The 25,946-nt window shown below is 50.8% G+C and carries 22 protein-coding genes, 1 tRNA gene and 1 pseudogene; 17 read left to right on the forward strand and 7 right to left on the reverse strand.

Features of this window, described 5'->3' with window-relative positions:
- Window positions 1–80: 80 nt before the first annotated feature.
- The 4 genes from ACN28R_RS16585 (at window position 81) to ACN28R_RS16600 (ending at window position 5,561) form a co-directional block, all read left to right on the forward strand.
- Window positions 81–1,640 carry a carbohydrate porin gene (locus ACN28R_RS16585; protein ID WP_095834978.1) on the forward strand — a complete coding sequence of 520 codons (1,560 nt, stop codon included), beginning with the start codon at window positions 81–83 and terminating at the stop codon, window positions 1,638–1,640.
- A gap of 87 nt (window positions 1,641–1,727) precedes the next feature.
- A complete protein-coding gene (locus ACN28R_RS16590) occupies window positions 1,728–3,098 on the forward strand; it encodes a sucrose-specific PTS transporter subunit IIBC (protein ID WP_095834979.1) in 1,371 nt (456 codons plus the stop codon).
- Window positions 3,098–4,507, forward strand: coding sequence for a glycoside hydrolase family 32 protein (locus ACN28R_RS16595; protein WP_095834980.1), 1,410 nt, complete (start codon window positions 3,098–3,100; stop codon window positions 4,505–4,507). The genes ACN28R_RS16590 and ACN28R_RS16595 overlap by 1 nt, the downstream gene beginning before the upstream one ends.
- Before the next feature lie 34 nt (window positions 4,508–4,541).
- Window positions 4,542–5,561 carry a substrate-binding domain-containing protein gene (locus ACN28R_RS16600; protein WP_095834981.1) on the forward strand — a complete coding sequence of 340 codons (1,020 nt, stop codon included), beginning with the start codon at window positions 4,542–4,544 and terminating at the stop codon, window positions 5,559–5,561.
- A gap of 139 nt (window positions 5,562–5,700) precedes the next feature.
- Here ACN28R_RS16600 and exbD read toward each other — a convergent pair whose 3' ends face one another.
- On the reverse strand, window positions 5,701–6,123 hold the full coding sequence (gene exbD / locus ACN28R_RS16605; RefSeq protein ID WP_048636431.1) for a TonB system transport protein ExbD: 423 nt from the start codon (window positions 6,121–6,123) through the stop codon (window positions 5,701–5,703).
- Between the two features lie 3 nt (window positions 6,124–6,126).
- A complete protein-coding gene (gene exbB, locus ACN28R_RS16610; RefSeq protein ID WP_095834982.1) occupies window positions 6,127–7,188 on the reverse strand; it encodes a tol-pal system-associated acyl-CoA thioesterase in 1,062 nt (353 codons plus the stop codon).
- An 833-nt stretch (window positions 7,189–8,021) separates the two neighbouring features.
- Here exbB and ACN28R_RS16615 point away from each other — a divergent pair.
- The 3 genes from ACN28R_RS16615 to ACN28R_RS16625 all read left to right on the forward strand — a co-directional run bounded on the left by ACN28R_RS16615 (window position 8,022) and on the right by ACN28R_RS16625 (window position 10,884).
- Window positions 8,022–9,002: a TRAP transporter substrate-binding protein gene (locus tag ACN28R_RS16615; protein WP_095834983.1), complete on the forward strand. Its 981-nt coding sequence runs from the start codon at window positions 8,022–8,024 to the stop codon at window positions 9,000–9,002.
- 69 nt (window positions 9,003–9,071) lie between these two features.
- Window positions 9,072–9,578 carry a TRAP transporter small permease gene (locus ACN28R_RS16620; RefSeq protein WP_095834984.1) on the forward strand — a complete coding sequence of 169 codons (507 nt, stop codon included), beginning with the start codon at window positions 9,072–9,074 and terminating at the stop codon, window positions 9,576–9,578.
- A gap of 13 nt (window positions 9,579–9,591) precedes the next feature.
- Entirely contained in the window at window positions 9,592–10,884 is a 1,293-nt protein-coding gene (locus tag ACN28R_RS16625; RefSeq protein WP_048636435.1) for a TRAP transporter large permease, read from the forward strand.
- A 142-nt stretch (window positions 10,885–11,026) separates the two neighbouring features.
- Here ACN28R_RS16625 and ACN28R_RS16630 read toward each other — a convergent pair whose 3' ends face one another.
- From ACN28R_RS16630 to pepA, 3 genes are all read right to left on the reverse strand, one after another.
- Complete coding sequence (locus ACN28R_RS16630) at window positions 11,027–13,882, reverse strand: valine--tRNA ligase (RefSeq protein WP_095834985.1); 2,856 nt, start codon at window positions 13,880–13,882, stop codon at window positions 11,027–11,029.
- Between the two features lie 12 nt (window positions 13,883–13,894).
- Window positions 13,895–14,344: a DNA polymerase III subunit chi gene (locus ACN28R_RS16635; protein ID WP_048636437.1), complete on the reverse strand. Its 450-nt coding sequence runs from the start codon at window positions 14,342–14,344 to the stop codon at window positions 13,895–13,897.
- 76 nt (window positions 14,345–14,420) lie between these two features.
- Window positions 14,421–15,932, reverse strand: coding sequence for a leucyl aminopeptidase (gene pepA, locus ACN28R_RS16640; RefSeq protein ID WP_048636438.1), 1,512 nt, complete (start codon window positions 15,930–15,932; stop codon window positions 14,421–14,423).
- A gap of 282 nt (window positions 15,933–16,214) precedes the next feature.
- Here pepA and lptF point away from each other — a divergent pair, with 282 nt between their 5' ends.
- The 7 genes from lptF (at window position 16,215) to ACN28R_RS16675 (ending at window position 22,291) form a co-directional block, all read left to right on the forward strand.
- Window positions 16,215–17,315 carry an LPS export ABC transporter permease LptF gene (gene lptF / locus ACN28R_RS16645; RefSeq protein WP_095834986.1) on the forward strand — a complete coding sequence of 367 codons (1,101 nt, stop codon included), beginning with the start codon at window positions 16,215–16,217 and terminating at the stop codon, window positions 17,313–17,315.
- Window positions 17,315–18,385, forward strand: coding sequence for an LPS export ABC transporter permease LptG (lptG, locus tag ACN28R_RS16650; RefSeq protein WP_048636440.1), 1,071 nt, complete (start codon window positions 17,315–17,317; stop codon window positions 18,383–18,385). The genes lptF and lptG overlap by 1 nt, the downstream gene beginning before the upstream one ends.
- Before the next feature lie 211 nt (window positions 18,386–18,596).
- Window positions 18,597–18,681 (forward strand) — tRNA-Leu (locus tag ACN28R_RS16655).
- A 220-nt stretch (window positions 18,682–18,901) separates the two neighbouring features.
- Window positions 18,902–20,158 carry a tyrosine-type recombinase/integrase gene (locus ACN28R_RS16660; RefSeq protein ID WP_095834988.1) on the forward strand — a complete coding sequence of 419 codons (1,257 nt, stop codon included), beginning with the start codon at window positions 18,902–18,904 and terminating at the stop codon, window positions 20,156–20,158.
- 18 nt (window positions 20,159–20,176) lie between these two features.
- Window positions 20,177–20,338, forward strand: coding sequence for a CopG family transcriptional regulator (locus ACN28R_RS16665; protein ID WP_095834989.1), 162 nt, complete (start codon window positions 20,177–20,179; stop codon window positions 20,336–20,338).
- Window positions 20,339–20,646: 308 nt separating this feature from the next.
- On the forward strand, window positions 20,647–20,952 hold the full coding sequence (locus ACN28R_RS16670) for a helix-turn-helix transcriptional regulator (RefSeq protein ID WP_095834990.1): 306 nt from the start codon (window positions 20,647–20,649) through the stop codon (window positions 20,950–20,952).
- 4 nt (window positions 20,953–20,956) lie between these two features.
- On the forward strand, window positions 20,957–22,291 hold the full coding sequence (locus tag ACN28R_RS16675) for a type II toxin-antitoxin system HipA family toxin (protein ID WP_095834991.1): 1,335 nt from the start codon (window positions 20,957–20,959) through the stop codon (window positions 22,289–22,291).
- 83 nt (window positions 22,292–22,374) lie between these two features.
- On the opposite strand, the pseudogene ACN28R_RS16680 reads toward ACN28R_RS16675, so the two are convergent.
- Window positions 22,375–23,247, reverse strand: a pseudogene (locus tag ACN28R_RS16680) (IS3 family transposase); the annotation flags it as partial.
- Window positions 23,248–23,390: 143 nt separating this feature from the next.
- Window positions 23,391–23,516 carry a transposase gene (locus tag ACN28R_RS16685; RefSeq protein WP_095834993.1) on the reverse strand — a complete coding sequence of 42 codons (126 nt, stop codon included), beginning with the start codon at window positions 23,514–23,516 and terminating at the stop codon, window positions 23,391–23,393.
- Window positions 23,517–23,708: 192 nt separating this feature from the next.
- Between ACN28R_RS16685 and ACN28R_RS16690 the strand changes: the two genes are divergently transcribed.
- From ACN28R_RS16690 to ACN28R_RS16700, 3 genes are all read left to right on the forward strand, one after another.
- Complete coding sequence (locus tag ACN28R_RS16690; RefSeq protein ID WP_095834994.1) at window positions 23,709–24,068, forward strand: type II toxin-antitoxin system RelE/ParE family toxin; 360 nt, start codon at window positions 23,709–23,711, stop codon at window positions 24,066–24,068.
- Entirely contained in the window at window positions 24,052–24,375 is a 324-nt protein-coding gene (locus ACN28R_RS16695; protein ID WP_095834995.1) for a helix-turn-helix domain-containing protein, read from the forward strand. The genes ACN28R_RS16690 and ACN28R_RS16695 overlap by 17 nt, the downstream gene beginning before the upstream one ends.
- A 119-nt stretch (window positions 24,376–24,494) precedes the next feature.
- A complete protein-coding gene (locus tag ACN28R_RS16700) occupies window positions 24,495–25,916 on the forward strand; it encodes a ParB N-terminal domain-containing protein (RefSeq protein WP_145957979.1) in 1,422 nt (473 codons plus the stop codon).
- Window positions 25,917–25,946 lie beyond the last annotated feature (30 nt).

The raw sequence follows: 25,946 nt of genomic DNA on the forward strand, positions 1-25,946 counted from the left end.
CGGGAAAACCGGTTTAGCATTTTAGCAAAAACGGATTTTTAGCACACAAAAGCTCCCCTCAAGAATAAGAGAGAATAAAAATGAAACCAAACCGACTCGCTATAGCAATTGGATTGCTACTCTCAGGCCCTTTCTATGCTTCTGCTGCCAGCTCCGACAGTATTGAAGCGCGTCTGAATGCGCTGGAACAAAGGCTGCAACAGGCCGAACAGCGTGCGCAGATAGCCGAAGCCAGGGCAGAAGCCGCTGAAAAACAGACGCAACAACTGGAGGCTCGCACCGCCCAAACCGAACAGAAAACCCAACAGGTTGAACAACGCACCACCGAACTGGTCAGTCAGAAATCGTTTGCCGACGGTTTCGAATTTCATGGCTATGCCCGTTCCGGGTTATCCATCAATGATTCGGCTACCAGCTCCAAAACCGATATCGGCCCAGGGATGTCGCCAGCGGGTAGCACAGGCGGGCATATCGGCCGCTTAGGCAACGAAGATGACACCTATGTTGAGCTGAAACTGGAGCACAAACAGAAGCTGGACAACGGCGCGACCACCCGCTTCAAGGTGATGATGGCCGACGGCCAGCGCAGTTATAACGACTGGACCGCCGCCAGCAGCGACCTTAACGTACGTGAAGCCTTTGTCGAACTGGGCTCGCTGCCGACCTTCACCGGCGCGTTGAAAGACACCACGCTGTGGGCCGGTAAACGTTTTGACCGCGACAACTTTGATATTCACTGGTTGGATAGCGACGTGATCTTCCTGGCCGGTACCGGCGGCGGTATCTACGATGTAAAATGGGCGGATGGCTTCAAGAGTAACTTTTCCGTCTATGGTCGCAGCCTGGGCGAAATTACCGCGCTGGATAACGACATCAAAAACTATATCTTCACCGCCAATAACTTTGTAGGACCGTTCCAGTTTATGCTGAGCGGGTTAAAAGCAAAAAACAACGATGTTGATGAGGCGAGAGCCAGTGACATAGCAAGAGCGGGAACCGATAACAGTTATTCCACCTGGATCAGTAACCCCTATGCTGGCGATAAAGGCTATCACGCCATGATCGCTTACCACGGCGACAGCTTCTACGGGTTACGTGAAGGTACCGCCAAAACGGCGATCCTCTACGGTCACGGCCTGGGCGCGGAAGTTAAAAACGTCGGTTCCGACGGCAACCTGAGCAATGACGCCAATACCTGGCGCCTGGCGACCTACGGCACCACGCCACTGAGCCAAAACTGGAGTTTTGCGCCATCCATTCTGGCTCAGAGCAGCAAGGATCGTTACGTTAACGGCGACAGCTATGAATGGGTCACGTTTAACGCGCGTCTGATTCAGGAAATCACCGAAAACTTTGCCTTGGCCTATGAAGGCAGCTACCAATATATGGATCTCGATCCACGCGGTTATAGCGATCTTAATAAAGTCAGCGGCGGATTTTATAAGCTGACCTTTGCGCCTACGTTTAAAACCGGCGATATCGCTAACTTCTTCAGCCGTCCCGAGCTGCGCCTATTCGCCAGCTACCTGAACTGGGACAAACGACTGGATAACTACTCAAGCAGCGACACCTTTGGCTCCACCGGCTTTACCGCTGGCGGAGAATGGAACTTTGGCGTCCAGATGGAAACCTGGTTCTAAGAACTATACAGCAATAAGCGCCGGTGACCGGGCTCTCTGGAAACCGGCGATGAGGATACCTCATAACCAATAATAAAGAGGAATAAAATGGACATTAACGCCACAGCGAAAGCACTTATCCCCCTGTTGGGCGGAAAAGGAAATATCGCCAGTGCCGCCCACTGCGCCACCCGTTTGCGTCTGGTGCTTAACGACGATAGCCTGGCCGATAAAAAAGCAATTGAAAATGTCGAAGGGGTCAAAGGCTGCTTTCACAATGCAGGACAGATTCAGATCATTTTCGGCACCGGGTTGGTCAACAAGGTTTACGCCGAATTCATCAAAGTCGTCGGTATCAGTGAGTCCAGTAAGTCTGAAGCCGCCACGCTGGCCGCACAGAAACTAAACCCGCTGCAACGCCTGGCCCGGCTGCTGTCGAATATCTTCGTTCCCATCATTCCGGCGATTGTGGCGTCCGGTCTGTTGATGGGAGTGCTCGGGTTAATTAAAACCAATGGCTGGGCTGACGCCAATAGCGCAATCTTCATTATGCTGGACATGTTCAGCTCCGCCGCCTTTATCATTCTGCCTATTCTTATCGGTTTCACCGCCGCGCGGGAATTTGGCGGTAATCCCTACCTTGGCGCGACGCTGGGCGGCATTCTCACCCACCCTGCGCTCACCAACGCCTGGGGGGTGGCCGGCGGCTTCCAGACCATGAGTCTGTTCGGTCTGGACATTGCCATGATCGGCTATCAGGGCACGGTATTTCCGGTGCTGCTGGCGGTCTGGTTTATGAGCATGGTGGAGAAACACCTGCGCAAAGTGGTGCCCGATGCGTTGGATATCATCATCACCCCATTCCTGACCGTGGTCATTTCCGGCTTTATCGCCTTCCTGATCATCGGCCCGGCCGGCCGTATGCTGGGCGACGGCATCTCTTTCGTACTGAGCACATTGATTACGCACGCAGGATGGCTGGCCGGGCTGCTGTTCGGCGGACTCTATTCCGCGATTGTCATCACCGGCGTTCACCATAGCTTTCACGCCATTGAGGCCGGACTATTGGGTAACCCGAACATCGGCGTCAACTTCCTGCTGCCCATATGGGCAATGGCCAACGTCGCTCAGGGCGGCGCCTGTCTGGCGGTTTATTTCAAAACCAAAGACGCGAAGATTAAAGCCATCGTCATCCCATCATCATTCTCTGCTCTGCTGGGGATCACCGAAGCGGCCATCTTTGGTATCAACCTGCGTTTTGTAAAACCTTTCCTGGCGGCGCTGACGGGCGGGGCTTTTGGCGGCGCATGGGTGGTATTCAACCATGTCAATATGACCGCAGTCGGGTTGACCGGTATACCGGGGCTGGCGATCGTTCAGTCCGGCTCGATGCTTAGTTATCTGATTGGTATGGTCATCGCCTTTGGCGCGGCATTTACCCTTTCATTACTGATGAAATATAAAACGGATAGCGAATAATGAAGGAAATCCACTTATTAAAACGTATGGCCCGCGCCCTGATGTCTAACCAGACGCGTATCGGTGACGATCCTTATCGCCCGCATTGGCACCTTTCACCGAACGTGGGGCTACTCAACGATCCGAACGGGTTTATTCATCATAACGGGCGTTACCATCTGTTTTATCAGTGGAATCCTTTAGCCTGTGCCCACGGAGCAAAATTCTGGGGGCACTGGAGTTCGACAAATCTGGTGCACTGGCGGCATGAGCCCGTCGCGCTGGCGCCCAGTGAAAGCTACGAAACACATGGATGTTACTCCGGTTCCGCCGTGGTTGATAACGGCGCGATCACCCTGATTTATACCGGTAATGTGAAATATAGCGACGGCTCGCGTACGGCATTCCAGTGCCTGGCCAGAGAAAACGCCGACGGCGAGTATGACAAGCTGGGGCCGGTGCTGGATCTGCCCGACGGTTATACCGGGCATGTCCGCGATCCCAAAGTATGGAAACATGGGGCGCACTGGTACATGGTTCTGGGCGCACAGGACAAGCAGAAACAGGGTAAAGTCCTGTTGTATCGTTCTGGCGATCTCCTCCACTGGGATAAAATCTCTGAGATTGCCGGTTCCCGACTGGGCGGGCTGGATGACTTTGGTTACATGTGGGAGTGTCCGGATTTATTCAGGCTGAACGAACAGGATATTTTGATTTGCTGCCCGCAGGGTATCCCTGCGCAAGAGGAGCGCTATCTAAACACCTTTCAGGCGGGCTATTTCATTGGCCAGTTGGATTATCAAAACGGCGTTTACCAGCATCATGGATTCAGCGAACTGGATCTTGGCTTTGAATTTTATGCTCCGCAAACCACAAACAGCGAGGACGGACGGCGTTTGATGTTTGGCTGGATGGCCATTCCTGATGAGAATGAGTTTTTTGAACCCACGATCGCCCATGGGTGGATCCATACCATGACCTGCCCGCGGGAACTGACGTTGCGCGAAGGCAAACTCTACCAACACCCCGCTCGAGAATTGCAACAATTGCGCACGCAACATTATGCATGGCAGGGCGTCGCCAGCTATGCGCCGCAATTACCCGTCAGTAGCGCCGAGGTCGCCTTAACTTCTCAGGGAGAGTTCCAGCTTGATATCTCTTCCGTTCTGGTGCTTTGCTGGGATGGCGAACGTCTGATCCTGAGCCGACGTAACCGGCGCACCGGCGAACCGGAACATCGCTACTGGCGCGGAGAATTACGCCAACTGCACATCTTGTTCGATCGGTCGAGCGTCGAGATTTTTATCAATGATGGCGCGGCAGTGATGTCCGCCAGCTGTTTTCATGACGGCGAGGCAACGCTCTCATTCAGCGGTCCGGGGCGATTAACATTGCAGCACTGGCTGTTAGCGCCATGCATGATAGAATGACATCCCTTTTCTCTAACGGCAGAAAGCTCAAGCGGTGAAACAAACTAAACGCGTAACAATCAGCGATATCGCCATGCTCGCAGGCGTCTCAAAATCCACGGCCAGCGTGGTGCTTAACGGTCGCAGTAAAGAATTTCGCGTTTCCGATGTCACCCGCGATCGCATTCTGTCCATCGCCCACGAACAGCGCTATCAGCCCAGTATTCACGCGCGTTCACTACGTTCGTCCCGCAGTAATACGCTGGGCCTGGTCGTACCTGAAATGACCAACTATGGTTTTGCCGTTATCTCGCGCGATCTGGAAATGCTGTGCCGTGAAGCGGGGTTGCAGCTTCTTATCGCCTGTACGGATGAGAATCCCGGTCAGGAGATGATGGCGGTCAACAGTTTGGTGCAGCGTCAGGTTGACGGGATCATTGTCGCGTCCAGCATGCTCAACGACATCGAATATCAGAAAATCAATCAGCAATTGCCCGTCGTGCAATTTGACCGGGTGATCGGTGAATCTGAATTACCGCTGGTAATAACCGAATCGGTCGAATCGACCGCCGAACTGGTCGAACGCGTCGCTCGCCGGCACAGTGACGAATTCTATTTTATTGGCGGCCAATCGCGTATTTCCCCTACCCGCGATCGTCTGGCCGGTTTCCAGTTAGGATTACAGCGAGCGGGTATCGAGTGTCGTCCTGAATGGATCATTCATGGTAATTATCATCCCAGCTCAGGCTATGAAATGTTCGCTCAGCTCTGCGCCGAGTTAGGGCGTCCGCCCAAAGCGCTCTTTACCGCTGCCTGCGGTCTGTTGGAAGGGGTGTTACGCTATTTGAGCCAGCACAACCTGATGGAGAGCGATATCCATCTGTGCAGCTTTGACGATCACTACCTGTTTGATTGTTTACCGTTGAAGATTGACACCATCGCACAGGATAGTGAACGTCTGGCGGGGAACAGTTTTGACATGATTACGACGTTGATCGAAGAGCGCCCGCTGGAGCAGGATAAGCGTTATCTCCCGCCGGTACACATCCACTGGCGGCACCCTGAATCACGCTAATGGCGGAAGTCGCTCGGGCTTCCTATGCGTTGCGAGCGACGTTCAGATCTACGTATTGCCGACCAAACCCTAACAAACGAAGCCGTTATTCCCGCCAAAGGGGAATAACGGCCAAAGAGCACATCATCATTGAGTCTGTTTATTTAGCCGCTGACTCGGCGCCAACCAGACCGACTTTGAGATATCCGGCTTTGCGCAGCGCATCCATCACTCTCATCATGGTTTCATAGTCCACGCTTTTATCCGCCTGGAAGAAGATGGTGGTTTCTTTATCGCCGCTGGTTGTCGCATCCAATGCCTGGGCCAGCGACTGCTCACTCACCACATCATCGCCGACATACAGTTGTTTATCGGCTTTTACCGTCAGATAGACCGGCTTTTCAGGGCGTGGCTGGGGAGCAGCGGATGAGGCCGGCAGATCAACACGGATATCAACCGTGGCCAGCGGCGCGGCGACCATAAAAATGATCAACAACACCAACATGACGTCAATAAACGGCGTCACGTTAATGTCGTGCATTTCGCCATCTTCACCAACATCATCATTCAAATGCATAGCCATAACTTATCCCACCCGCAATTTCTGCGCCGATGACGTATTTCTTTCATTGTTGCTGGCGGCGACATCCAGGTCGCGGCTCAACAGCAGCAATATCTGCGCGGCGACATCGCCAACCAGAGCTTTATATCCGGCAATCCAGCGGGCAAATACGTTATAAATCACCACGGCGGGGATTGCCGCGACCAGACCAATCGCGGTCGCCAGCAATGCTTCGGCAATGCCTGGCGCGACAACGGCCAGATTAGTGGTCTGCGTTTGCGCGATGCCGATAAAGCTATTCATGATGCCCCATACGGTACCGAATAAGCCGATGAACGGCGCAACCGCCCCTACCGTCGCCAGATACCCATTACCGCGTCCCATTAAGCGGCTGGTCGCGGCGACGCGGCGTTCCAGACGAAACGCCGTACGCTCTTTAATTCCGTCATCATTATCTGAAAGGGCGGACAGCGATAATTCATTCTGTGCATCAGCCAACAGCTGTTGCGCCACGCTGCCCGTCTTAAATGTGCTGGCCGAATCCGCGGCGTCATCCAGATTTTTTGCCTGTTCCAGCAACTGATATTCACGGCGCAGACGGCGCTTGGCGCCCGACAACTCGACGCTTTTACTAAAGAAAATCGCCCAAGTGATAATCGAAGCCAACAGCAGGCCGATCATGACGGCTTTCACCACGATATCCGCGTGCTGGTACATGCCCCAGAAAGAGAGATCCGTTCTCATCAGATTATCCATACCTGGCGCCGCATTGGGTGGTAAAGAAAGCGACGATCCAGGAGCCAATACATCCTGCGCGACCGGCATTGGCGCGGCGGTAGCAGAATCAGCATTAGGGGCTGGGGAATCAGGAGCAGTCGATGTTGCAGGAGCAGAGGAATTAGGGGCCGCCGATGTCGGCGTTGCGGCATCACTGGTATTTTCACTGGATAAAGGCGTTGTTGCGGGCGCAGCCAGCGCATTTCCACTTAGACCCGCCGTCACAAGCAGGATAACCAGCACCCTACGGGAAAATACGCTAAATGCGCCACATTTTTTTTGGGTAATGTTACTGACAGCCGTCTTCACGCTGTGCCTCCACCGTTAAACCATCACAATGACACAATAAATCAGCCTGAAATGATACCAAACCCTGAATTAATTGATAGTCGTTCTCATTATTATTTATGCTCGCCGGGCCTTTCCCTGCGGTATCGCATGATCTGCAACAACATTTGTATCAGAACGCAATTAACAAAAGGTATAAGAGGCCGTCAGATAGAGGACATGAAGGAATAAAAGCTTATATTTCACCAGGCAATAACCCCATTATTCATAGGTTTATACACTAAATAATTCGAGTTGCAGAAAGGCGGCGACGCAGCGACACATTCGTCGGGAACGCATCTGACCCGCTAACGGTTGGCCCATAAATGGGCCGAGTAACAAAGCCAATGCATATGCCGCTCGAAGTATGACGAATCGCCGTATTCCGCTAGCGATGCCGTCAAGAGAGTATTCCCACTACAGTTTTCCGTTATGTGATCAACATTAAGTTATCACACCATTTCCAGAAATATTCGCTAAAGTGATCTGACAGCATCAGAAAGGCGATGATAGATTAAGATAAATAAAAACAAACTCTTATAATTTATTTTCCCCTTACAGTTTGAAATTAGATAAATAAAACAGCATTTCACATCATGTATGGCTTTTGTGATATGAGTCATTTTTAAAAGTTGTATAATAGGTTAGCTTATCCCTGAGAATTAAGAGGGACTTCAGCAAAGGATAATAGCCGATAACGGCAATCCCTCTCGTCTTTCGCTATTAGCTACTCGTCTTTCCGGTTCTAATTTTAATAAAAATAATTAGTTACACCATTAAATACCACTCTACCCATCACTTCTGGAGATAACTCAATGAAGCTGTCAAAAATATTGATCAGCCTTTTTCTGGGTTCTGCCTCACTATTATTTACGAGCCAGACAATACAAGCTCAACAGATAAAAGCCTCAGACGTTCACCCTGAAGGTTACCCCAATGTCGTTGCCGTACAAAAAATGGGGGAAAAACTGAAAGCCGCCACGAATGGAAGACTGGAAATAAAAACGTTTCCCGGCGGAGTGCTCGGCGATGAGAAACAGATGATAGAGCAGGCGCAGCTGGGCGCCATTGATATGATCCGTGTCTCTATGACCCCGGTTGCGGCAATATTGCCAGAGATAGAGGTATTCACACTGCCCTATATTTTCCGCGATGAAGATCATATGCACAAGGTGCTTGACGGCCAAATCGGCGAGGAGATCGGGCACAAAATTACCAATAACAGTAAGTCGAGATTAGTTTTCCTGGGGTGGATGGATGCAGGCACCCGTAACCTGATTACCAAAGAGCCAGTAGTAAAACCGGAAGATCTCAAAGGAATGAAAATCCGCGTACAAGCCAGCCAGGTTGCTCTGGCAACATTAAAAGCCATGGGCGCCAACGCCATCGCCATGGGAACCAGTGAAGTCTTCAGCGGAATGCAAACCGGCGTAATTGACGGTACGGAGAACAACCCGCCGACCTATATTGCGCATAACTATATGCCGGTCGCCAAAAACTTTACCTGGAGCCGCCACTTTATCATTCCGGAGCTGTTTCTTTATTCAAAAACCAAATGGGATAAACTTTCTAAAGAAGATCAAAATATTATTTTAACACTGGCTAAAGAAGCGCAGCGGGAACAGCGCATACTGTGGCAGGAGTATACTCAACAATCCCTGGATAAAATGAAAGCCGGCGGCGTTCAGTTCCATGAAATAGACAATGACTATTATTTCAAAGCAACGCAATCTGTACGCAATCAGTTCGGAGCCAAATATCAGGATCTGATTCAATCCATTGCCGACGTTAAATAACACGGTGATTACGCAGGTAAATAATAAGAATTATTTACCCGTTATTACCGATGGTAAACAGGTGAAAATATGGCCCGCAAGTATATCTCCATCATGGATATTCTCTATCTTATTGCCATGTGGGTTTCTGGCCTGGCGTTATTATTAATGACGCTGCTTATTCCCGTAGGCATTTTCGCACGTTATGTGCTTAATGCCGCGTTATCCTGGCCTGAACCAATATCTATTATTTGCATGGTGACATTCACTTTCGTCGGCGCTGCCGTCAGTTACCGCTCCTGTTCACACATTGCCGTCAGCATGCTTACCGACCGCCTGTCTGAATCAGGAAAGAGAGTCTGTCTACATTTGGCGAATATGCTGATGCTGTTAATCAGCGTATTCATTCTTTACTACAGCACCCTGTTATGCATAAAGCTATGGGAACAGCCGGTAGCGGAGTTTCCTTTACTTTCCGCCGGCGAAAGTTATTTACCTTTGCCCATCGGCTCGCTGATCACCCTCCTCTTTATTATTGAAAGAGTTTGCTTTGGTCCCCAGGATAAACGCCCTGTGGTGATGCTCGGCAGTTCTTAATTCGGAGCCCATAATGGATGCATTTATATTAGTGGCGACGCTGGCGGTATTGTTGGCCGTCGGCGTTCCGGTTGCCTATGCCGTAGGGCTAAGCGCCATCGTCGGCGCTTTCTGGATCGACCTGCCACTCGAAGCGGTGATGATCCAGATTACCAACGGCGTGAATAAATTCTCTCTGCTGGCTATCCCCTTTTTTATTCTGGCGGGAGCCATTATGGCTGAAGGCGGCATCGCCCGCCGTTTGGTCAGCTTCGCCTATATCTTCGTCGGATTTATCCGCGGCGGCTTATCGCTGGTCAACATCGTCGCCTCAACATTTTTCGGCGCAATATCAGGCTCTTCAGTGGCGGATACCGCCTCAATCGGCTCCGTCATGATCCCGGAAATGGAGAAAAAAGGCTATCCGCGCGACTTCTCCGCCGCGGTAACCGCCAGCGGTTCCGTTCAGGCGATTCTGACGCCACCCAGCCATAACTCCGTTATCTATTCGCTGGCAACCGGCGGAACGGTGTCCATCGCCTCGCTGTTTATTGCCGGGATCATGCCCGGCTTGTTGCTGAGTATGACGATGATGGTCATGTGCGTGGGTTTTGCCCATAAGCGCGGTTATCCCAAGGGCGAACGCGTTCCTTTTCGTCAGGCGCTGAAAATATTTGTGGACACGTTATGGGGGCTGATGACGGTCGTCATCATTATGGGGGGGATCCTTTCCGGCATTTTCACCGCAACCGAGTCTGCCGCCATCGCCTGCCTGTGGTCCTTCTTCGTTACCATGTTTATCTATCGCGATTACAAGTGGTCCGAGCTTCCCAAGCTGATGTATCGCACTGTGAAAACGGTCACTATCGTAATGATCCTCATTGGCTTCGCGGCGGCATTCGGCGCCATCATGACCTATATGCAGCTCCCAAGCCGTATCACCGACTTTTTCACCTCCATTTCTGATAATAAATACGTCATCCTGATGTGGATTAACATCATGCTGCTGCTGATTGGCACGCTGATGGATATGGCGCCGCTGATTTTGATCCTGACGCCCGTCCTGCTGCCCGTGGCGCTCTCCCTGGGGATCGATCCCGTCCACTTCGGCATGATCATGCTGGTTAATCTCGGGATTGGCTTGATTACCCCGCCGGTGGGTTCGGTGTTATTCGTCGCCAGCGCGGTCAGTAAACAGAAAATCGAACAGGTGGTTAAGGCAATGCTGCCGTTTTATTGCGGGCTGTTCATGGTGTTGATGCTGGTGACCTATATTCCCGCCATTTCGCTATGGCTGCCGAAATTGTTTGGCGTATATACAGGGTGATTGCCGGAAGAGACGGTCTGTTGGAAGCGACGCCCGATGAAGATACATCGGGCGTGTTGACTGATTCCGTGAGAAAAAGAGCAACCGATATCAGCGTTGCCCAATACAAACTTTAATCAAGACAAACTTTAATCAATACAAACTACAGCGCGGCGATAGTCGCCTGTTGCTCCAGCAATTTCGCTTTTGCAACGGCATAACCATCAAGTTTCGCACGCTCTTTCGCCACTACCGCTTCCGGCGCGCGAGCCACAAAACCTTCATTGGCCAGTTTGCTTGCGATGCGGCCGATTTCCGCTTCAATTTTGGCCACTTCTTTCGCCAGTCGCTCCAGCTCCGCAGCCTTGTCAATCAGACCCGCCATCGGGATCAGCAGTTCCGCGCCGTCCACCAGCTTGGCAACGGAAACCGGGCCTTTATCCCCCGCCGGCAGCAGCGTAATGCTCTCCAGACGAGCCAGCGTCTGAATAAAGCTACGGTTTTCCTCTACCCGACGCGTTGCTTCGGGGCTGGCGTCACGCAACAACAGTTCCAGCGGTTTGCCCGGCGCAATATTCATTTCCGCACGGATATTACGCACGGCGATAATCGCCTGCTTGATCCATTCCAGATCGTTCAGCGCCTGCGTATCTTCCAGCGCGGCATGGTACTCAGGGAAAGGCTGCAACATGATGGTGTCGGCAGTGATGCCTTTCAGCGCTTTCACCCGTTGCCAGATGGTTTCAGTAATAAACGGAATGATCGGGTGCGCAAGACGCAGCAGCGCTTCCAGCACGTCCACCAGCGTATGGCGGGTGCCGCGCAGCTCGGCCTCTGTTCCGCCGTTCATCACCGGCTTAGCCAGTTCCAGATACCAGTCGCAGAACTGATTCCAGGTGAATTCGTACAGAATATTGGCGGCGATATCGAAACGATAGCCGTCCAACGCTTCACGATACGCTTTCACCGTGCGGTTGAATTCCGCCAGGATCCAGCGATCGGCCAGCGACAGCACTTTATCTCCGCCGTTGAAGCCGCAATCCTGATCTTCGGTATTCATCAGCACAAAACGACTGGCGTTCCACAGCTTGTTGCAGAAATTGCGGTAACCTTCCAGGCGTTTCATATCCCAGTTGATATCGCGCCCGGTGGAAGCCAGCGCCGCCAGCGTAAAGCGCAGCGCGTCCGTACCGTGCGGTTCAATACCGTTCGGGAACTGTTTCTCGGTACGCTTGCGGATTTTTTCCGCCAGCTGAGGCTGCATCATGTTGCCGGTACGTTTTTCCAGCAGCGCTTCGAGCGAAATGCCATCCACCATATCCAACGGGTCAATCACGTTCCCTTTGGATTTCGACATCTTCTGGCCTTCTTCATCACGGATCAGGCCCGTCATATAAACGGTATGGAACGGCACCTGCGGTTTGCCATCTTCATCTTTGATGAAGTGCATGGTCAGCATGATCATGCGGGCAATCCAGAAGAAGATAATATCGAAGCCGCTGACCATCACGCTGCTGGGATGAAACGCTTTCAGCTCCGGCGTCTGTTCCGGCCAGCCCAGCGTGGAGAAGGTCCACAGACCGGAAGAGAACCAGGTGTCCAGCACGTCTTCATCCTGATTCAATGCTACGTCGTCAGACAGGTTATTTTCGCGGCGCACTTCCGCTTCATCATGGCCGACGTAAACTTTGCCCTGTTGGTCATACCAGGCCGGAATACGGTGCCCCCACCACAGTTGGCGAGAGATACACCAGTCCTGAATATCGCGCATCCAACTGAAGTACATATTTTCGTACTGCTTCGGTACGAACTGAATTTCACCCTGCTCCACCGCCTCAATCGCCACTTTCGCCAGCGGCGCGGTACGCACATACCATTGGTCGGTGAGCATCGGTTCAATCACCACGCCGCCGCGATCGCCGTAGGGAACGGTCAAATCATGCGCTTTGATCTCTTCCAGCAGCCCCAGTTCATCAAACGCCGCGACCACCGCTTTACGAGCGGCGAAACGCTCAAGGCCGCGGAACTGGGTGGGGATATCGCCGCTGTAGGCGGTACTGGCTTCGCCATTGGTATCAAAGACTTCGGCTTCCTGACGGATATCGCCGTCGAAGGTCAGAATGTTGATCATCGGCAACTGATGACGCTTGCCGACTTCGTAGTCGTTGAAATCATGCGCCGGCGTGATCTTCACGCAGCCGGTGCCTTTTTCCATATCGGCATGTTCGTCGCCGACGATCTTGATGCGGCGGTTAACCAACGGCAGGATCACGTCTTTGCCAATCAAATCTTTATAGCGCGGGTCTTCCGGGTTTACCGCTACGCCGGTATCGCCCAGCACGGTTTCAGGACGGGTGGTGGCGACCACCAGATAATCTTTGCCGTCAGCGGTTTTAACGCCGTCGGCCAACGGATAGCGCAGGTGCCACATGGAGCCTTTGGATTCGCGATTTTCCACTTCCAGATCGGAAATGGCGGTGCGCAGTTTCGGATCCCAGTTAACCAGGCGCTTGCCGCGGTAAATCAGGTCTTCTTTATACAGGCGGACAAAGACTTCCTTCACCGCGTTGGACAGCCCTTCGTCCATGGTAAAGCGCTCGCGCTCCCAGTCCACGGAGTTGCCCAGTCGGCGCATCTGACGGGTAATGGTGCCGCCGGATTCGGCTTTCCACTGCCAGATTTTATTGATAAACCCTTCGCGGCCGTAGTCGTGGCGGGTCTTGCCTTCCTCCGCCGCGATTTTACGCTCCACCACCATCTGGGTGGCGATACCGGCGTGGTCGGTGCCCGCCTGCCATAGGGTGTTTTTCCCCTGCATGCGCTGATAGCGAATCAGCGTATCCATAATGGTTTGCTGGAAAGCATGGCCCATATGCAAGCTGCCGGTGACGTTGGGCGGCGGGATCATGATGCTGAAGCTTTCTTTGCTCGCATCGCCGTTCGGCTTGAAATAGCCTTGCTCTTCCCAGTGCTCGTAAAGAGGCTGCTCGATATCTTGCGGGTTATATTTCGTTTCCATTATGCTCAAAATTCAGTGAGTTGGCGGCTTAGCCGTAGTCAAATGAAAGCCGACGCTGCGATAGGCTTTATAGCGGTCGCGCGCCAACTGTTTCAGGGATTCTTCGTAAGGGACAAAGTCTATCACTTCATGGAAAGCGGTGGCAAAGTCTGCGAAGTACGGCAACAGGCTGATAAGCAGTTCCCGGGGGGCGTTTCCCCGCCGCTCCGGCCATGCCAGTTCGACCGGCGCGCCCTGACGCGGCCCCTCGCCGGCCAGATTGTGCGGAACGAACGAATGCGGATCGCGTTGCCACAGCGCTTCATCCAGCCGTATGGCCTGCTGTTCATTCTCACAGGCGATCAATACCCGCTTTCCCGCGCGCCAACGTTCTGCTGCCAGATCGCATGCCAGCGCCTCAAAGGCGCTGAGCTCATCGCTTTTTCTGTCATGTTCGAGAAGATAGAACGTTGCGTTTTTCATTGTTTACACTATTGATAAGGGCCGGAAACACCGGCCCGTTTATTCAGGTAAATTCGGCGCTCCTGACGGATTACCATCATTCTACGTCATTCAGCCCGGCGCGATTAAGCAGGAACTGTGACAGCAGCGCCACCGGACGCCCCGTCGCGCCTTTGGCTTTTCCTGAGCGCCAGGCCGTACCGGCGATATCCAGGTGCGCCCAGCTATATTTGCGCGTAAAGCGAGACAGGAAGCAACCCGCCGTAATCGCGCCGCCGGGGCGGCCGCCAATATTCGCCATATCGGCGAAGTTGGATTCCAACTGCTCTTGAAATTCATCCGTTAACGGCAGACGCCACGCCCGATCGCCGGACTGCTCGGAAGCGCCCAGCAGTTCATGAGCCAACGGATTGTGATTCGCCATCAGCCCGGTAATATGGTGGCCCAGCGCGATCACGCAGGCGCCGGTCAGCGTGGCGATATCAATCACCACCTCGGGGTCATAGCGCTCCACATAGGTCAGCGCATCACACAGCACCAGACGGCCTTCCGCGTCGGTGTTCAGCACTTCCACCGTCAGGCCCGACATGGTGGTCAGCACATCGCCCGGACGATAAGAACGCCCGTCGACCATATTTTCGCAGCCGGCCAGTACGCCGATAATATTCAGCGGCAGCGCCAGCTCCGCCGCCATGCGCATCACGCCGTAGACCGTGGCGGCGCCGCACATATCGTATTTCATTTCATCCATGCTGTCGGCCGGCTTGATCGACACGCCGCCGGAATCAAACGTCAGCCCTTTCCCGACCAGCACAATCGGCCGGGCATCCGGCGACGGATCGCCTTTATATTCGATAACCGACATCAAGGATTCATTCTGAGACCCCTGACCGACCGCCAGATAGGCATTCATGCCCAGCTCTTTCATCTGCTGTTCGCCAATCACGCGAGTAATGATGTTCTGACTGTAGGTATCGGCCAGTTGGCGCGCCTGAGAGGCCAGATAGGCGGCATTACAGATATTGGGCGGCATGTTGCCCAGATCTTTCGCCGCTTTGATACCGGCGGCAATCGCCAGACCGTGCTGAATAGCGCGTTCTCCGCTGGTCAGCTCGCGGCGCGTCGGCACATTAAACACCATTTTACGCAGCGGACGACGTAACTCGACTTTATTGCTTTTCAGCTGATCAAAGGTATAGAGCGACTCTTTCGCCGTTTCGACCGCCTGACGCACTTTCCAGTAAGTATTACGCCCTTTAACGTGCAATTCGGTCAGAAAACAGACCGCTTCCATCGACCCCGTTTCATTTAACGAGTTGATGGTTTTCTGAATGACCTGCTTATATTGACGTTCGTCCAGTTCACGCTCTTTGCCGCAGCCAATCAGTAAAATACGTTCCGAAAGGATGTTGGGTACATGATGCAATAGCAATGACTGCCCCACTTTGCCTTCCAGTTCACCGCGGCGAAGCAAGGCGCTGATATAGCCGTCGCTGATTTTATCAAGCTGTTCGGCAATCGGGGACAAGCGACGCGGTTCAAACACGCCGACGACAATGCATGCACTGCGTTGTTTTTCCGGGCTACCGCTTTTTACGCTGAACTCCATGTACTCTCCTGAATCTTAAAGACAAAGACGGGATCAACGGCTAGAATGTGACACTCCGTAATACTTTCCCGCCGTTGCGTTAACATAACCTGTGTTAATCTTAACGACGTAATGAGCCTGCTTCGATCAGTATAAGCAGGTTCTGATAAAACAACCCAAACACAGTATGTTGTAATACAGTTTTAGCTACGAAGGTTGCCACAAATGAGTATAAATGGCGAGTTAGCGAAGAAACTATCGACTTTCCTGCAAAAAGACAAGTTTTCACAGGCGTAATTAAGCGTGATCATCACTCGATATCTGGTACGGGAAACATTTAAAAGCCAACTGGCCATCCTTTTCATTCTGTTACTGATTTTCTTTTGTCAGAAATTGGTGCGAATACTGGGCGCCGCCGTTGATGGCGATATCCCGACCAATCTGGTTATTTCCCTGCTGGGGTTGGGCGTGCCTGAAATGGCGCAGCTTATTCTACCGTTAAGTTTATTTCTCGGATTACTCATGACATTTGGCCGCCTGTATGCGGAAAGCGAGATCACGGTGATGCATGCCTGCGGTCTCGGCAAAAGCGTACTGCTTAAGGCGGCGCTGGCGCTCGGGTTGCTGACGGCGGCGGCGGCTACCGTCAATGCGCTGTGGCTTGGCCCCTGGTCTTCACGCCATCAGGAAGTGGTGATGGCCGAAGCCAAAGCCAACCCCGGCATGGCCACGCTGGTGGAAGGCCAGTTCCAGTCCGCTCAGGGCGGCAATGCCGTATTGTTTGTCGGCAACGTCAAAGGATCGGAATTTGAACATGTGTTTCTGGCTCAGCTACGGCCCAGAGGCAACGCGCGGCCTTCGGTCGTCGTCGCCGATCACGGTCATGTCGCACAGAACGACGATGGAACACAGATCGTGACGCTGGACAACGGCGCCCGCTATGAAGGCACCGCGCTGCTGCGTGATTTCCGCATCACGGACTTCACCAACTATCAGGCGGTGATTGGCCATCAGTCGGTCACGCTCGATAGCAGCGACGTGGAACAGATGGATATGACCACGCTGTGGCGTTCAGATAGCCATGACGCCCGAGCCGAGTTTCACTGGCGTCTGACGCTCATCGTCTCCGTGTTGATCATGGCGTTGATGGTCGTGCCGCTGAGCGTCGTCAATCCGCGCCAGGGCAGAGTGCTGAGCATGCTGCCCGCGATGCTGCTCTATCTGATTTTCTTCCTGCTGCAAAGCTCGCTGCGCTCCAACGCCAGCAAAGGGAAATTGGATCCCATGATATGGATATGGATGACGAATCTGCTGTATCTCGGCATTGCCGTGCTGTTGAATCTCTGGGATACCGTGCCTATGCGCAAAATTCGGTCCCGTCTGACGCTGAGGGAGGCGGTCTGATGTTTGGCGTACTAGACCGTTATATCGGTAAAACGATTTTTACCACCATCATGGCGACGCTGTTCATGCTGGTATCGCTTTCCGGCATCATCAAATTTGTCGATCAGCTGCGCAAAGTCGGCCAAGGAAGCTATTCGGCGCTTGGGGCCGGACTTTATACGCTGCTCAGCGTGCCGAAAGATATTGAAACCTTCTTCCCGATGGCTGCGCTGCTTGGCGCGCTGCTGGGTCTGGGGACGCTGGCAACCCGCAGTGAACTGGTGGTGATGCAGGCCGCGGGATTTACCCGCTTACAAATCGCGGCCGCCGTGATGAAAACCGCTATCCCGCTGGTACTGCTCACCATGGCGATTGGCGAGTGGGTATCGCCAAGAGGGGAACAGATGGCGCGCAACTACCGTTCGCAAATGATCTCCGGCGGCTCCATGATCTCCACGCAAAATGGTCTGTGGGCCAAAGATGGCAATGATTTCATCTTTATCGAGCGGGTGGTGAACAACAAAGAACTATCCGGGGTCAACATCTACCACTTCGATAATCAAAACAAACTGCTGTCGGTCCGCTATGCCGCATCCGCGTTGTTTGAGGATAACCAGTGGAGGCTTTCCCAGGTTGATGAATCCGACCTCCGCGACGGAAAACAGATTGGCGGCAGCCAGACGCTGAGCGGCGAATGGAAAACCAACCTAACCCCCGACAAACTCGGGGTGGCGGCGCTTGAACCGACCGCCCTTTCCATCAGCGGACTCTACGACTACGCCAACTACCTCAAGCTGAGCGGACAGGAACCCAGCCGCTACGTGCTGAGCATGTGGAGCAAGATATTTGCGCCGCTATCCGTCGCCGTCATGATGCTGATGGCGCTCTCCTTCATCTTTGGCCCGCTGCGCAGCGTTCCCGCCGGACTGCGTATCGTCATTGGCATCAGCTTTGGTTTCCTGTTCTACCTGCTCAATGAAATCTTCCGGCCATTGAGTTTGGTATACGGCATTCCCCCGATATTGGGCGCTATTTTGCCAAGTATGGTGTTCCTGATAATCAGCGTGGCATTGCTGTTGAAACGCCGTTAGGCAAAATAGAAAACGGAATAAAAGTAAAGGCGCTGACCGGGAAATCGCTCAGCGCCTTTTTCTATCCGACATAAACGCGCCCAGCCCTGAAAACGCGATAACGCCTTGCCAAAGATGATTTTTTCAGCACTTAACCCAATGCAGGGCGGAATAGAGTTGCGCACCAGTCGGCAAACGGTATAATGCACCCGTTTTCCGCATACCTCTTCGTGCCGAAGTGGCGAAATCGGTAGACGCAGTTGATTCAAAATCAACCGTAGAAATACGTGCCGGTTCGAGTCCGGCCTTCGGCACCATAGTATGAAAATTAAGTCACCTTAGGGTGGCTTTTTTTATGTCCATAATCGTCCACTGAATTCCATATCTATCTGTAAAATAACAATTTTAATTTCATTCCCCTCTCTGCGTTTTTGTCTATTTTATCCACACTGGTCTTTTTTCGTCCATTGACATCCAGATAATTTGGGGGTCAAGATGAGGGTCAATTCACTTCGATTATGAGTTGACCCCCAAATTATGGCACTGACCGACGTTGTTGCCCGTACCGCCAAGCCGCGCGAGAAAGCCTATAAACTCGCGGACGCGCACGGCCTGTATCTTTTGGTGAGTCCTAACGGCTCTAAGCGCTGGTATCTCAAGTACCGCTTTGCAGGCAAGGAGAGCCGGATTGCTTTCGGCGCCTATCCGCTGATCTCGCTGGCAAAGGCCAGAGAGAAACGTGACGAGGTGCGATTGCTGCTGTTGGAGGGCATCCACCCCACGGAAAAGCGTGAAGAAGAAAAAGAGCAGGCGCAAGAAGCGTTGAATACTTTTGCGAAGGTCGCGCAGGACTGGCACCGAAACATTAGCCAAAACCGGTGGTCAGAAACGCATGCAGGACGGGTATGGCGCGATATGGAACGTAATATTCTGCCTGCTATTGGGCATCGCCATATCGCCGATCTGAAAACTAAAGACCTGCTGGAGCCGCTTAAAGTCGTCGAACAGAACGGCCATCTTGATTTGGCGTCACGGCTGCGCCAGCGCGTTACCGATATCATGCGCTACGCGGTGCAGAACGATCTGATAGAGCGTAACCCAGCGCAAAACCTCTCCGGGGCGATAGCCGCGCCAAAAGCCACCCATCGGCCAGCGTTGAAGCTGAACAAGCTGCCGGATTTTCTGGCAAGGATTGAACGCCACAAAGGGCGGGCGTTAACCAGACTGGCGTTAAAACTCACGCTGTGCGTTTTTATTCGTTCCAGCGAGCTACGTTTTGCCCGCTGGCTGGAAATCGATTTCAAATACGCCATGTGGACGATACCGGCTGAACGCGAGGCCATCCCCGGCGTGAAGCACTCACAGCGTGGCGCAAAGATGCGGTCTGAACATCTGGTGCCGTTATCCCGACAGGCTTTGGCGCTGCTGGAAGAGATCAAGGCCATCAGTGGCGGACACGAACTGATTTTCCCCGGCGATCGTCGGCCAACCAAACCGATGAGTGAAAACACCGTCAACAACGCATTACGAACAATGGGCTACGACACCACCACCGAAGTGTGCGGACACGGCCTCCGCACGATGGCCTGTAGCGCACTGGTGGAGTCCGGCCAGTGGTCACGGGATGCGGTAGAGCGGCAAATGAGTCATCAGGAACGTAATGGCGTCCGTGCCGCCTATATCCACAAAGCGGAACATCTGGATGAGCGCAGGCTGATGCTGCAATGGTGGGCGGATTATCTGGATGCGAATCGGGATGAGTATGTGGTGCCGTATGAGTTTAGAAATATTTGATTCATTAATGAGTTAGCGATGAAAAAAACGAAAAAACCAACGGTGTCGGTTACTTCACTGATTGAAGAGGCAGAACAGCGTCATCAGAGGATCTTACAGGGACTTGCCGATGTTGATGCAGGGCGTGTTGTAAATCGCTCTGATATGCGGGCGTTTATCACCAGACTGAAGAAAGCCTAATCAATAGAAATACAGGGACGTATCCTGTATCGAAAGCCTATGCATTAAGCTCCGCGCCAGCCCCTTTTTGGGGGGGGGGCTGGCGCTCATTTTTCTTATGTAGATGATTTTCCCTGCGACTCATAATACCCAAGTATCATTTCTGCCAGATCGTTTTCCACCATTATAAGTTTACCTTTTTACAGCATATAAGCTGTTTTGTTATTTTACAGCTTATTTGATGTATTTTGTTTTTACAGCTTATAGGGTGTATTATGTAAAAACAGCCTATAGTATGTATAAGTATCTAAAATAAGGGTAAGTGCCTTATGAATACAGTCTATCCGTTGAAAACCTTGAATCAGTTGCGCCCATTGCTGATTGGCTTTCGCAAAGCTAAGGGACTGACGCAAAAAGACGTGTCTGAAAGGTTAGGTGTAACACAGCAAACCTATGCCCGTTTGGAAGCAAACCCCGGAAGTGCCAGTATTGAGCGCTTGTTTAAAGTGCTCACCGTTCTGGGGGTTGAGGTGGTGCTGTCTTCTGAACCAAGAGTACATTTTTCTATGTCATCCTCAACAATGGAAGAGCCAGAAAAGCCAATAGACTCACCCGCCAGACGGGAAAAATGGTGACACTATGCCTCGAACACAACAGCGTTTAGCAATATGGATGAATGGAATTCAAGTGGGATTCTGGGAAAAGACCCGAGGCGAAGATAGGTTGCAATATCTTCCCGAATGGATCGCTGATGAACAGGGAAGACCTTTATCGCTTTCTTTGCTTTTCACCCCCGGTAATCAGCTTTGGCGCGGCAATGTGGTACGCGACTATTTTGATAATTTATTGCCTGACAGCGAAGGTATACGCAGGCGTTTAGCAACGCGTTACCATGCTGATAGCCTTGAGCCTTTTGATCTGTTGGCTGAGCTGGGAAGAGACTGTGTTGGCGCAATACAGTTACTGAATGGTAATGAGGAGCCCACAGATCTATTTTCCGTAAATTATCGCCCACTTTGTGAAGCTGAGATCGCCGCTATATTGCGTAATACAACAGCGGCATTGTTGCCAGGTCGGCAGGATGATACTGACGATTTACGTTTATCGATTGCCGGTGCGCAGGAAAAAACGGCTTTACTCTGGCATGAAGGACAATGGTGCTTGCCAGAAGGTAGTACCCCTACGACGCATATTTTCAAGTTACCACTCGGGCTGGTGGGTAATATGCAAGCGGATATGAGTACGTCGGTTGAAAATGAATGGCTATGTTCTTTGATCCTTAAGGAATATGGAATTCCTGTCGCAAAAACACAGATTGCGCAGTTTGAAGATCAGAAGGTATTGGTTGTTGAGCGTTTTGACAGAAGATGGTCAAGTGATCGGCAATGGATCATTCGCTTGCCACAAGAGGATATGTGTCAGGCTATGGGGGTTTCCCCGCTACGAAAATACCAGTCTGATGGTGGGCCGGGGATTTCCGATATTATGGAAATACTGAGTCATTCGGAGCAGGCTGAGCAGGACAAAGCGCAGTTTTTCAGAGCGCAAATTATTTTCTGGCTGATAGCGGCTACTGATGGGCACGCCAAAAATTTCAGTATCGCTATTGAGCCACAAGGTCGTTATCACCTTACACCGCTTTATGATGTTTTATCGGCATGGCCGGTCATTGGTCCGCGTAATAACCAGATTTCCTGGCAGAAGTGCAAGCTGGCAATGGCTGTTCGGGGTAGCAGTAATTATTACCATCTGTACAGAATTCAACGGCGACATTGGATCAAGCAGGGTGAGTTAACCGGTCTGAGCAGACGACAGGTTGAATCCATGATGGATGATATTATCTCCAGAACACCTGAAGTTATTGAACGTGTATCTGCGTTGCTGCCTGAGTCATTCCCACCAGAGCTTGCGGAATATGTTTTTAAGGGTATACGGCAACAGTGTGGTCGGTTACAAGAATTGAACCTTAAATAAGATATTAAAGAACGTCTTGAGACCATTGATCTTTTATGCAGGGGTAGCCATAGTGATCTGTCCCTGAAATCATTCCCACCTAATTATGCTGCCATTTCATAATCCACCGGCGTTTGATAACCCAGTGTCGAATGTTTGCGACGGCGATTGTAAAACACCTCGATATAATCGAATATGGCGTTCATCGCCTGTTCTCTGCTGACAAACCCTTTTCCCCGCATCAGCTCCGTTTTCAGCGTGTGATAGAAGCTTTCCATTACCGCATTGTCGTAACAGCAACCTTTTCCGCTCATTGAGCAGCGCAAATCGTTATCTTTCAGTACATCCCGATATCGATGGCTCGCATATTGACTCCCTCTGTCCGAATGCGCTATTACCTGCCTTGTCGGCTTTCGCTGTTTTATCGCCATTTCCAGTGCGTCAATCACAACCTGAGTTTTCAGTCTGTTACTCAGGCTCCAGCCGATTATTCGTCTGGAATACAGGTCTATGACTGTCGCCAGATACAGCCAGCCTTCTTCCGTGCGGATATACGTTATATCCGTAGCCCACGCCACATCCGCTTCTGCCGGGCTAAATTCCCGGTTTAGCAGATTGGGCGCTATCGGATAATCGTGCCGGCTGTTCGTCGTCACTTTATAGCGCGTCTGATTCGCGGCTTTCAGACCGGACTGTTTCATCAGACGGCTGATGCGGCTTTTACCATGAAAACGCTGTTCATCCTGTAAATCACTTTGCAGACGCCGGATACCGTAATTTCCCCGGCTGTCGTGATGCAACTGAATCAGCCGTTGGCTCAGGATGTCGTCAGCCAACTGTCGCTGGCTGGGAGGGCGGTTGCGCCATGACCGGTAACCCCGCCTGCTGACATTGAGCAACAGGCAAACTCGTTTCACCGCATGGAAAGCCGATAACTGAGTGACCATGGCGTATCTTAGCGGCTTTCCCGCGCAAAGAACGCCGCCGCTTTTTTCAGGATGAGCTTATCCTCTTCCAGTTCAGCGATTTTGGCTTTAAGGCGTCGAATTTCCAGTTCCTGTTCGGAAAGCTGCGGCGTGTTGGAGAAAGCAGCCCCCGCCTTATCCTGATAGAGTTTTTTTCAGTTGTAGAGCGTGTTCTCTTTGATATCAAGCTCCTGAGCCATACGGGCAACAGACTTGCCGCTTTCGAGCAGTAACGCTACGGCCCTGCGCTTGAACTCTGGGGTATATTGTTGTCTCGTCATAGTGACCTCGCTTTCGTTGATTGATTTGAAAACAAGGTGGGCACTAAATCAAGGACAGATCAGTCATCGACAGCAGGGTTTCGTGGTCAAAAATACGACAAAGTTTTGCAGGTTTCAAGTGCTTTGACTCTGCGAGAAAAAAGAGTAATGTAGCACTGAGTGCTATAGTTAAGGTTACAGGATGTCGGCCTGATGCGTGTATTCAAAACCAAATGGTTTACTAAGGCGGCTAAATCCCACGCCATCAAGGATAGCGAGTTATGTCAGGCTATTGAGGCGGTGATGCAAGGGAAAGCTGACGATCTCGGCGGCGGCGTTTATAAGAAGCGGCTGAACCAGAATCGCGATCGCGCCATCATACTGGCGAAAGGCGGACAGCATTGGTTTTACACGTTCCTGTATGCCAAGCAGGATATGGCGAATATCGATAATCGTGAACTGGCCGGATTCCGTGAGTTGGCGAAGCACTACGCAACCCTTGCCGATGAAAAAATTACGGCACTGCTTAAGAGTAAAGAACTGGTGGAGATTTGCCATGACCGCAAAAAGTAAATTCAAGAGTCCTGCATTTGAGGCTATCCACAGCGCGGCTTCTGGATTATTCAGCGTTGATGCTATTCCACAGGAAACCATGCGCAACTTTGACAAAGCGTGTCTCAACAGCGTGGACGATCTTCAACCCCTTGAGATTAAGGCGCTACGTGAGAAGCTAAACGTCAGCCAGCCGGTTTTCGCTCGCTACCTGAACACCAGTGTTTCAACCGTGCAGAAATGGGAAAGCGGCGTAAAACGCCCTAGTGGGCTATCGCTGAAACTGCTTACCATAGTGCAGAAGCATGGGTTGAAGGTACTGGTTTGATGTTTATTAATTATCCTGCCATGCTGACTTTTTAGCTATATACAGCTTTGGTAGTATCATATTGGTGTCAAAAATGAATTGTACTGATCTTGCTAATTATAAACAAAATAGGGAGTTTTATGAGTAGAATAGATTATAGCTCTTGGCCACGATTGTCGTTATCTGTATCAAATTTACGACTTGACAAAGAAAATCCAAGAATTCCAAGTTACATTACAATTAGAACAACAAAAGATATACTAAATTATTTATTCCAAAACGAACGAATTGAAAGGCTTGCACATAAAATTGTAGAAAAGGGGTTTATATCACACGATCCTATATATGTAGTTAAAGAGGGTGAAAACTACGTAGTGGTAGAAGGAAACCGCCGAGTATCTGCGCTGAAATGTCTGATTGATCCAGAATTAGTTCCTTCACCAGCTAAACGACGAAAAATCGAATTATATAAAAATCGCCTAGGCTCCGATTTGATAGAAAAAATAGATGTATTTGTTGCTCCATCAAGAAGAGCCGTTGAAAATGTTCTTTTTGAATTACATGCAGAAGGAAAGCTTCAGTGGAGTAGACAGCAAAAAAATAAATTTATTGCTAGTATTGGTATTGACAGTGGTGAGTCAATTCAGGATATTGCAGAAAGATTTAATGTTAAAGTTACAGAAATACAAGATTCAGTCCAAGAGTACCTTTTAGAGAGATATTTTACAGAGCTAGAGTTACCTACTGATATTGAAGATAAAGCGTTAATGTCAAAATTTAATATTAGTACTATATCTAGGTTGGTGAATTCAAAAATATTTAAAGAAAAAACAGGTTTTAGAATCGAAGAAAATAGACTAAAAACAGATTCTTCTAAATCGTATTTCAACACATTGCTGAGACAGTTTGTAATTGATATTGTTACAAAGAAAATTGATTCTCGTAAGTTAAATACAAGTAAGCAAATAGATGCTTATATTGAAAGCGAGATGGAGAAGATACCTGTAGGAATACATGATGGAAGTGTAGATTTTACTCCAGATAATAGTAATACGAAGGTCTCATCTGATGATGTTGAGATTAATAAGCCTCGAAGAAAACCTAAGGAAACCTTAATTCCCAAGGGAGTGAATTATATTACTGGAAGCGATAAGTTAGATATATTGATTCAAGAAGCACAGGGCATGCTTATTGATACGTATAAAAATGCGGCTGCTTTATTGTTACGTTCAATTGTCGAAATATCAGTAGTAAGAATTTTTGAAATTCATGGGAAAAAAGATCAGTGTCTGAACGGGAATGGAAGAGTTAAAAATCTTTCTGATAACATTAATGCTCTCGTGAAGAGAGATGTATGGTTTACTAATAAAGCTTATCTGGCCGACTTAACAAGATTTATATCTAAAGATAGTGCTAACTGGAATTCTTTAGACTCATTGAATCGTTATGCGCATGGTGAATATACCCTACCAGATAGGGATATGCTAAAATCAGTTTGGTTAATTGCAAAACCATTAGTTACAATTTGTGTTGAACATCAATCTAAACCAAAGAATATATAAATAGTGGTTTTTATTACGAATAATATTGTA

The organism is Brenneria goodwinii (assembly GCF_002291445.1).
In the GTDB taxonomy this organism is placed as follows: Bacteria; Pseudomonadota; Gammaproteobacteria; order Enterobacterales; family Enterobacteriaceae; genus Brenneria; species Brenneria goodwinii.

Excerpts from the sequence above, each read along its gene's own strand:
- ACN28R_RS16585 (WP_095834978.1), top strand. The coding sequence starts at position 81 with ATGAAACCAAACCGACTCGCTATAGCAATTGGATTGCTACTCTCAGGC.
- ACN28R_RS16590 (WP_095834979.1), top strand. The coding sequence starts at position 1,728 with ATGGACATTAACGCCACAGCGAAAGCACTTATCCCCCTGTTGGGCGGA.
- ACN28R_RS16595 (WP_095834980.1), top strand. The coding sequence starts at position 3,098 with ATGAAGGAAATCCACTTATTAAAACGTATGGCCCGCGCCCTGATGTCT.
- exbD (WP_048636431.1), bottom strand. The coding sequence starts at position 6,123 with ATGGCTATGCATTTGAATGATGATGTTGGTGAAGATGGCGAAATGCAC.
- ACN28R_RS16615 (WP_095834983.1), top strand. The coding sequence starts at position 8,022 with ATGAAGCTGTCAAAAATATTGATCAGCCTTTTTCTGGGTTCTGCCTCA.
- ACN28R_RS16620 (WP_095834984.1), top strand. The coding sequence starts at position 9,072 with ATGGCCCGCAAGTATATCTCCATCATGGATATTCTCTATCTTATTGCC.
- ACN28R_RS16625 (WP_048636435.1), top strand. The coding sequence starts at position 9,592 with ATGGATGCATTTATATTAGTGGCGACGCTGGCGGTATTGTTGGCCGTC.
- ACN28R_RS16630 (WP_095834985.1), bottom strand. The coding sequence starts at position 13,882 with ATGGAAACGAAATATAACCCGCAAGATATCGAGCAGCCTCTTTACGAG.
- ACN28R_RS16635 (WP_048636437.1), bottom strand. The coding sequence starts at position 14,344 with ATGAAAAACGCAACGTTCTATCTTCTCGAACATGACAGAAAAAGCGAT.
- pepA (WP_048636438.1), bottom strand. The coding sequence starts at position 15,932 with ATGGAGTTCAGCGTAAAAAGCGGTAGCCCGGAAAAACAACGCAGTGCA.
- lptG (WP_048636440.1), top strand. The coding sequence starts at position 17,315 with ATGTTTGGCGTACTAGACCGTTATATCGGTAAAACGATTTTTACCACC.
- ACN28R_RS16660 (WP_095834988.1), top strand. The coding sequence starts at position 18,902 with ATGGCACTGACCGACGTTGTTGCCCGTACCGCCAAGCCGCGCGAGAAA.
- ACN28R_RS16665 (WP_095834989.1), top strand. The coding sequence starts at position 20,177 with ATGAAAAAAACGAAAAAACCAACGGTGTCGGTTACTTCACTGATTGAA.
- ACN28R_RS16670 (WP_095834990.1), top strand. The coding sequence starts at position 20,647 with ATGAATACAGTCTATCCGTTGAAAACCTTGAATCAGTTGCGCCCATTG.
- ACN28R_RS16675 (WP_095834991.1), top strand. The coding sequence starts at position 20,957 with ATGCCTCGAACACAACAGCGTTTAGCAATATGGATGAATGGAATTCAA.
- ACN28R_RS16685 (WP_095834993.1), bottom strand. The coding sequence starts at position 23,516 with ATGACGAGACAACAATATACCCCAGAGTTCAAGCGCAGGGCCGTAGCG.
- ACN28R_RS16690 (WP_095834994.1), top strand. The coding sequence starts at position 23,709 with ATGCGTGTATTCAAAACCAAATGGTTTACTAAGGCGGCTAAATCCCAC.
- ACN28R_RS16695 (WP_095834995.1), top strand. The coding sequence starts at position 24,052 with ATGACCGCAAAAAGTAAATTCAAGAGTCCTGCATTTGAGGCTATCCAC.
- ACN28R_RS16700 (WP_145957979.1), top strand. The coding sequence starts at position 24,495 with ATGAGTAGAATAGATTATAGCTCTTGGCCACGATTGTCGTTATCTGTA.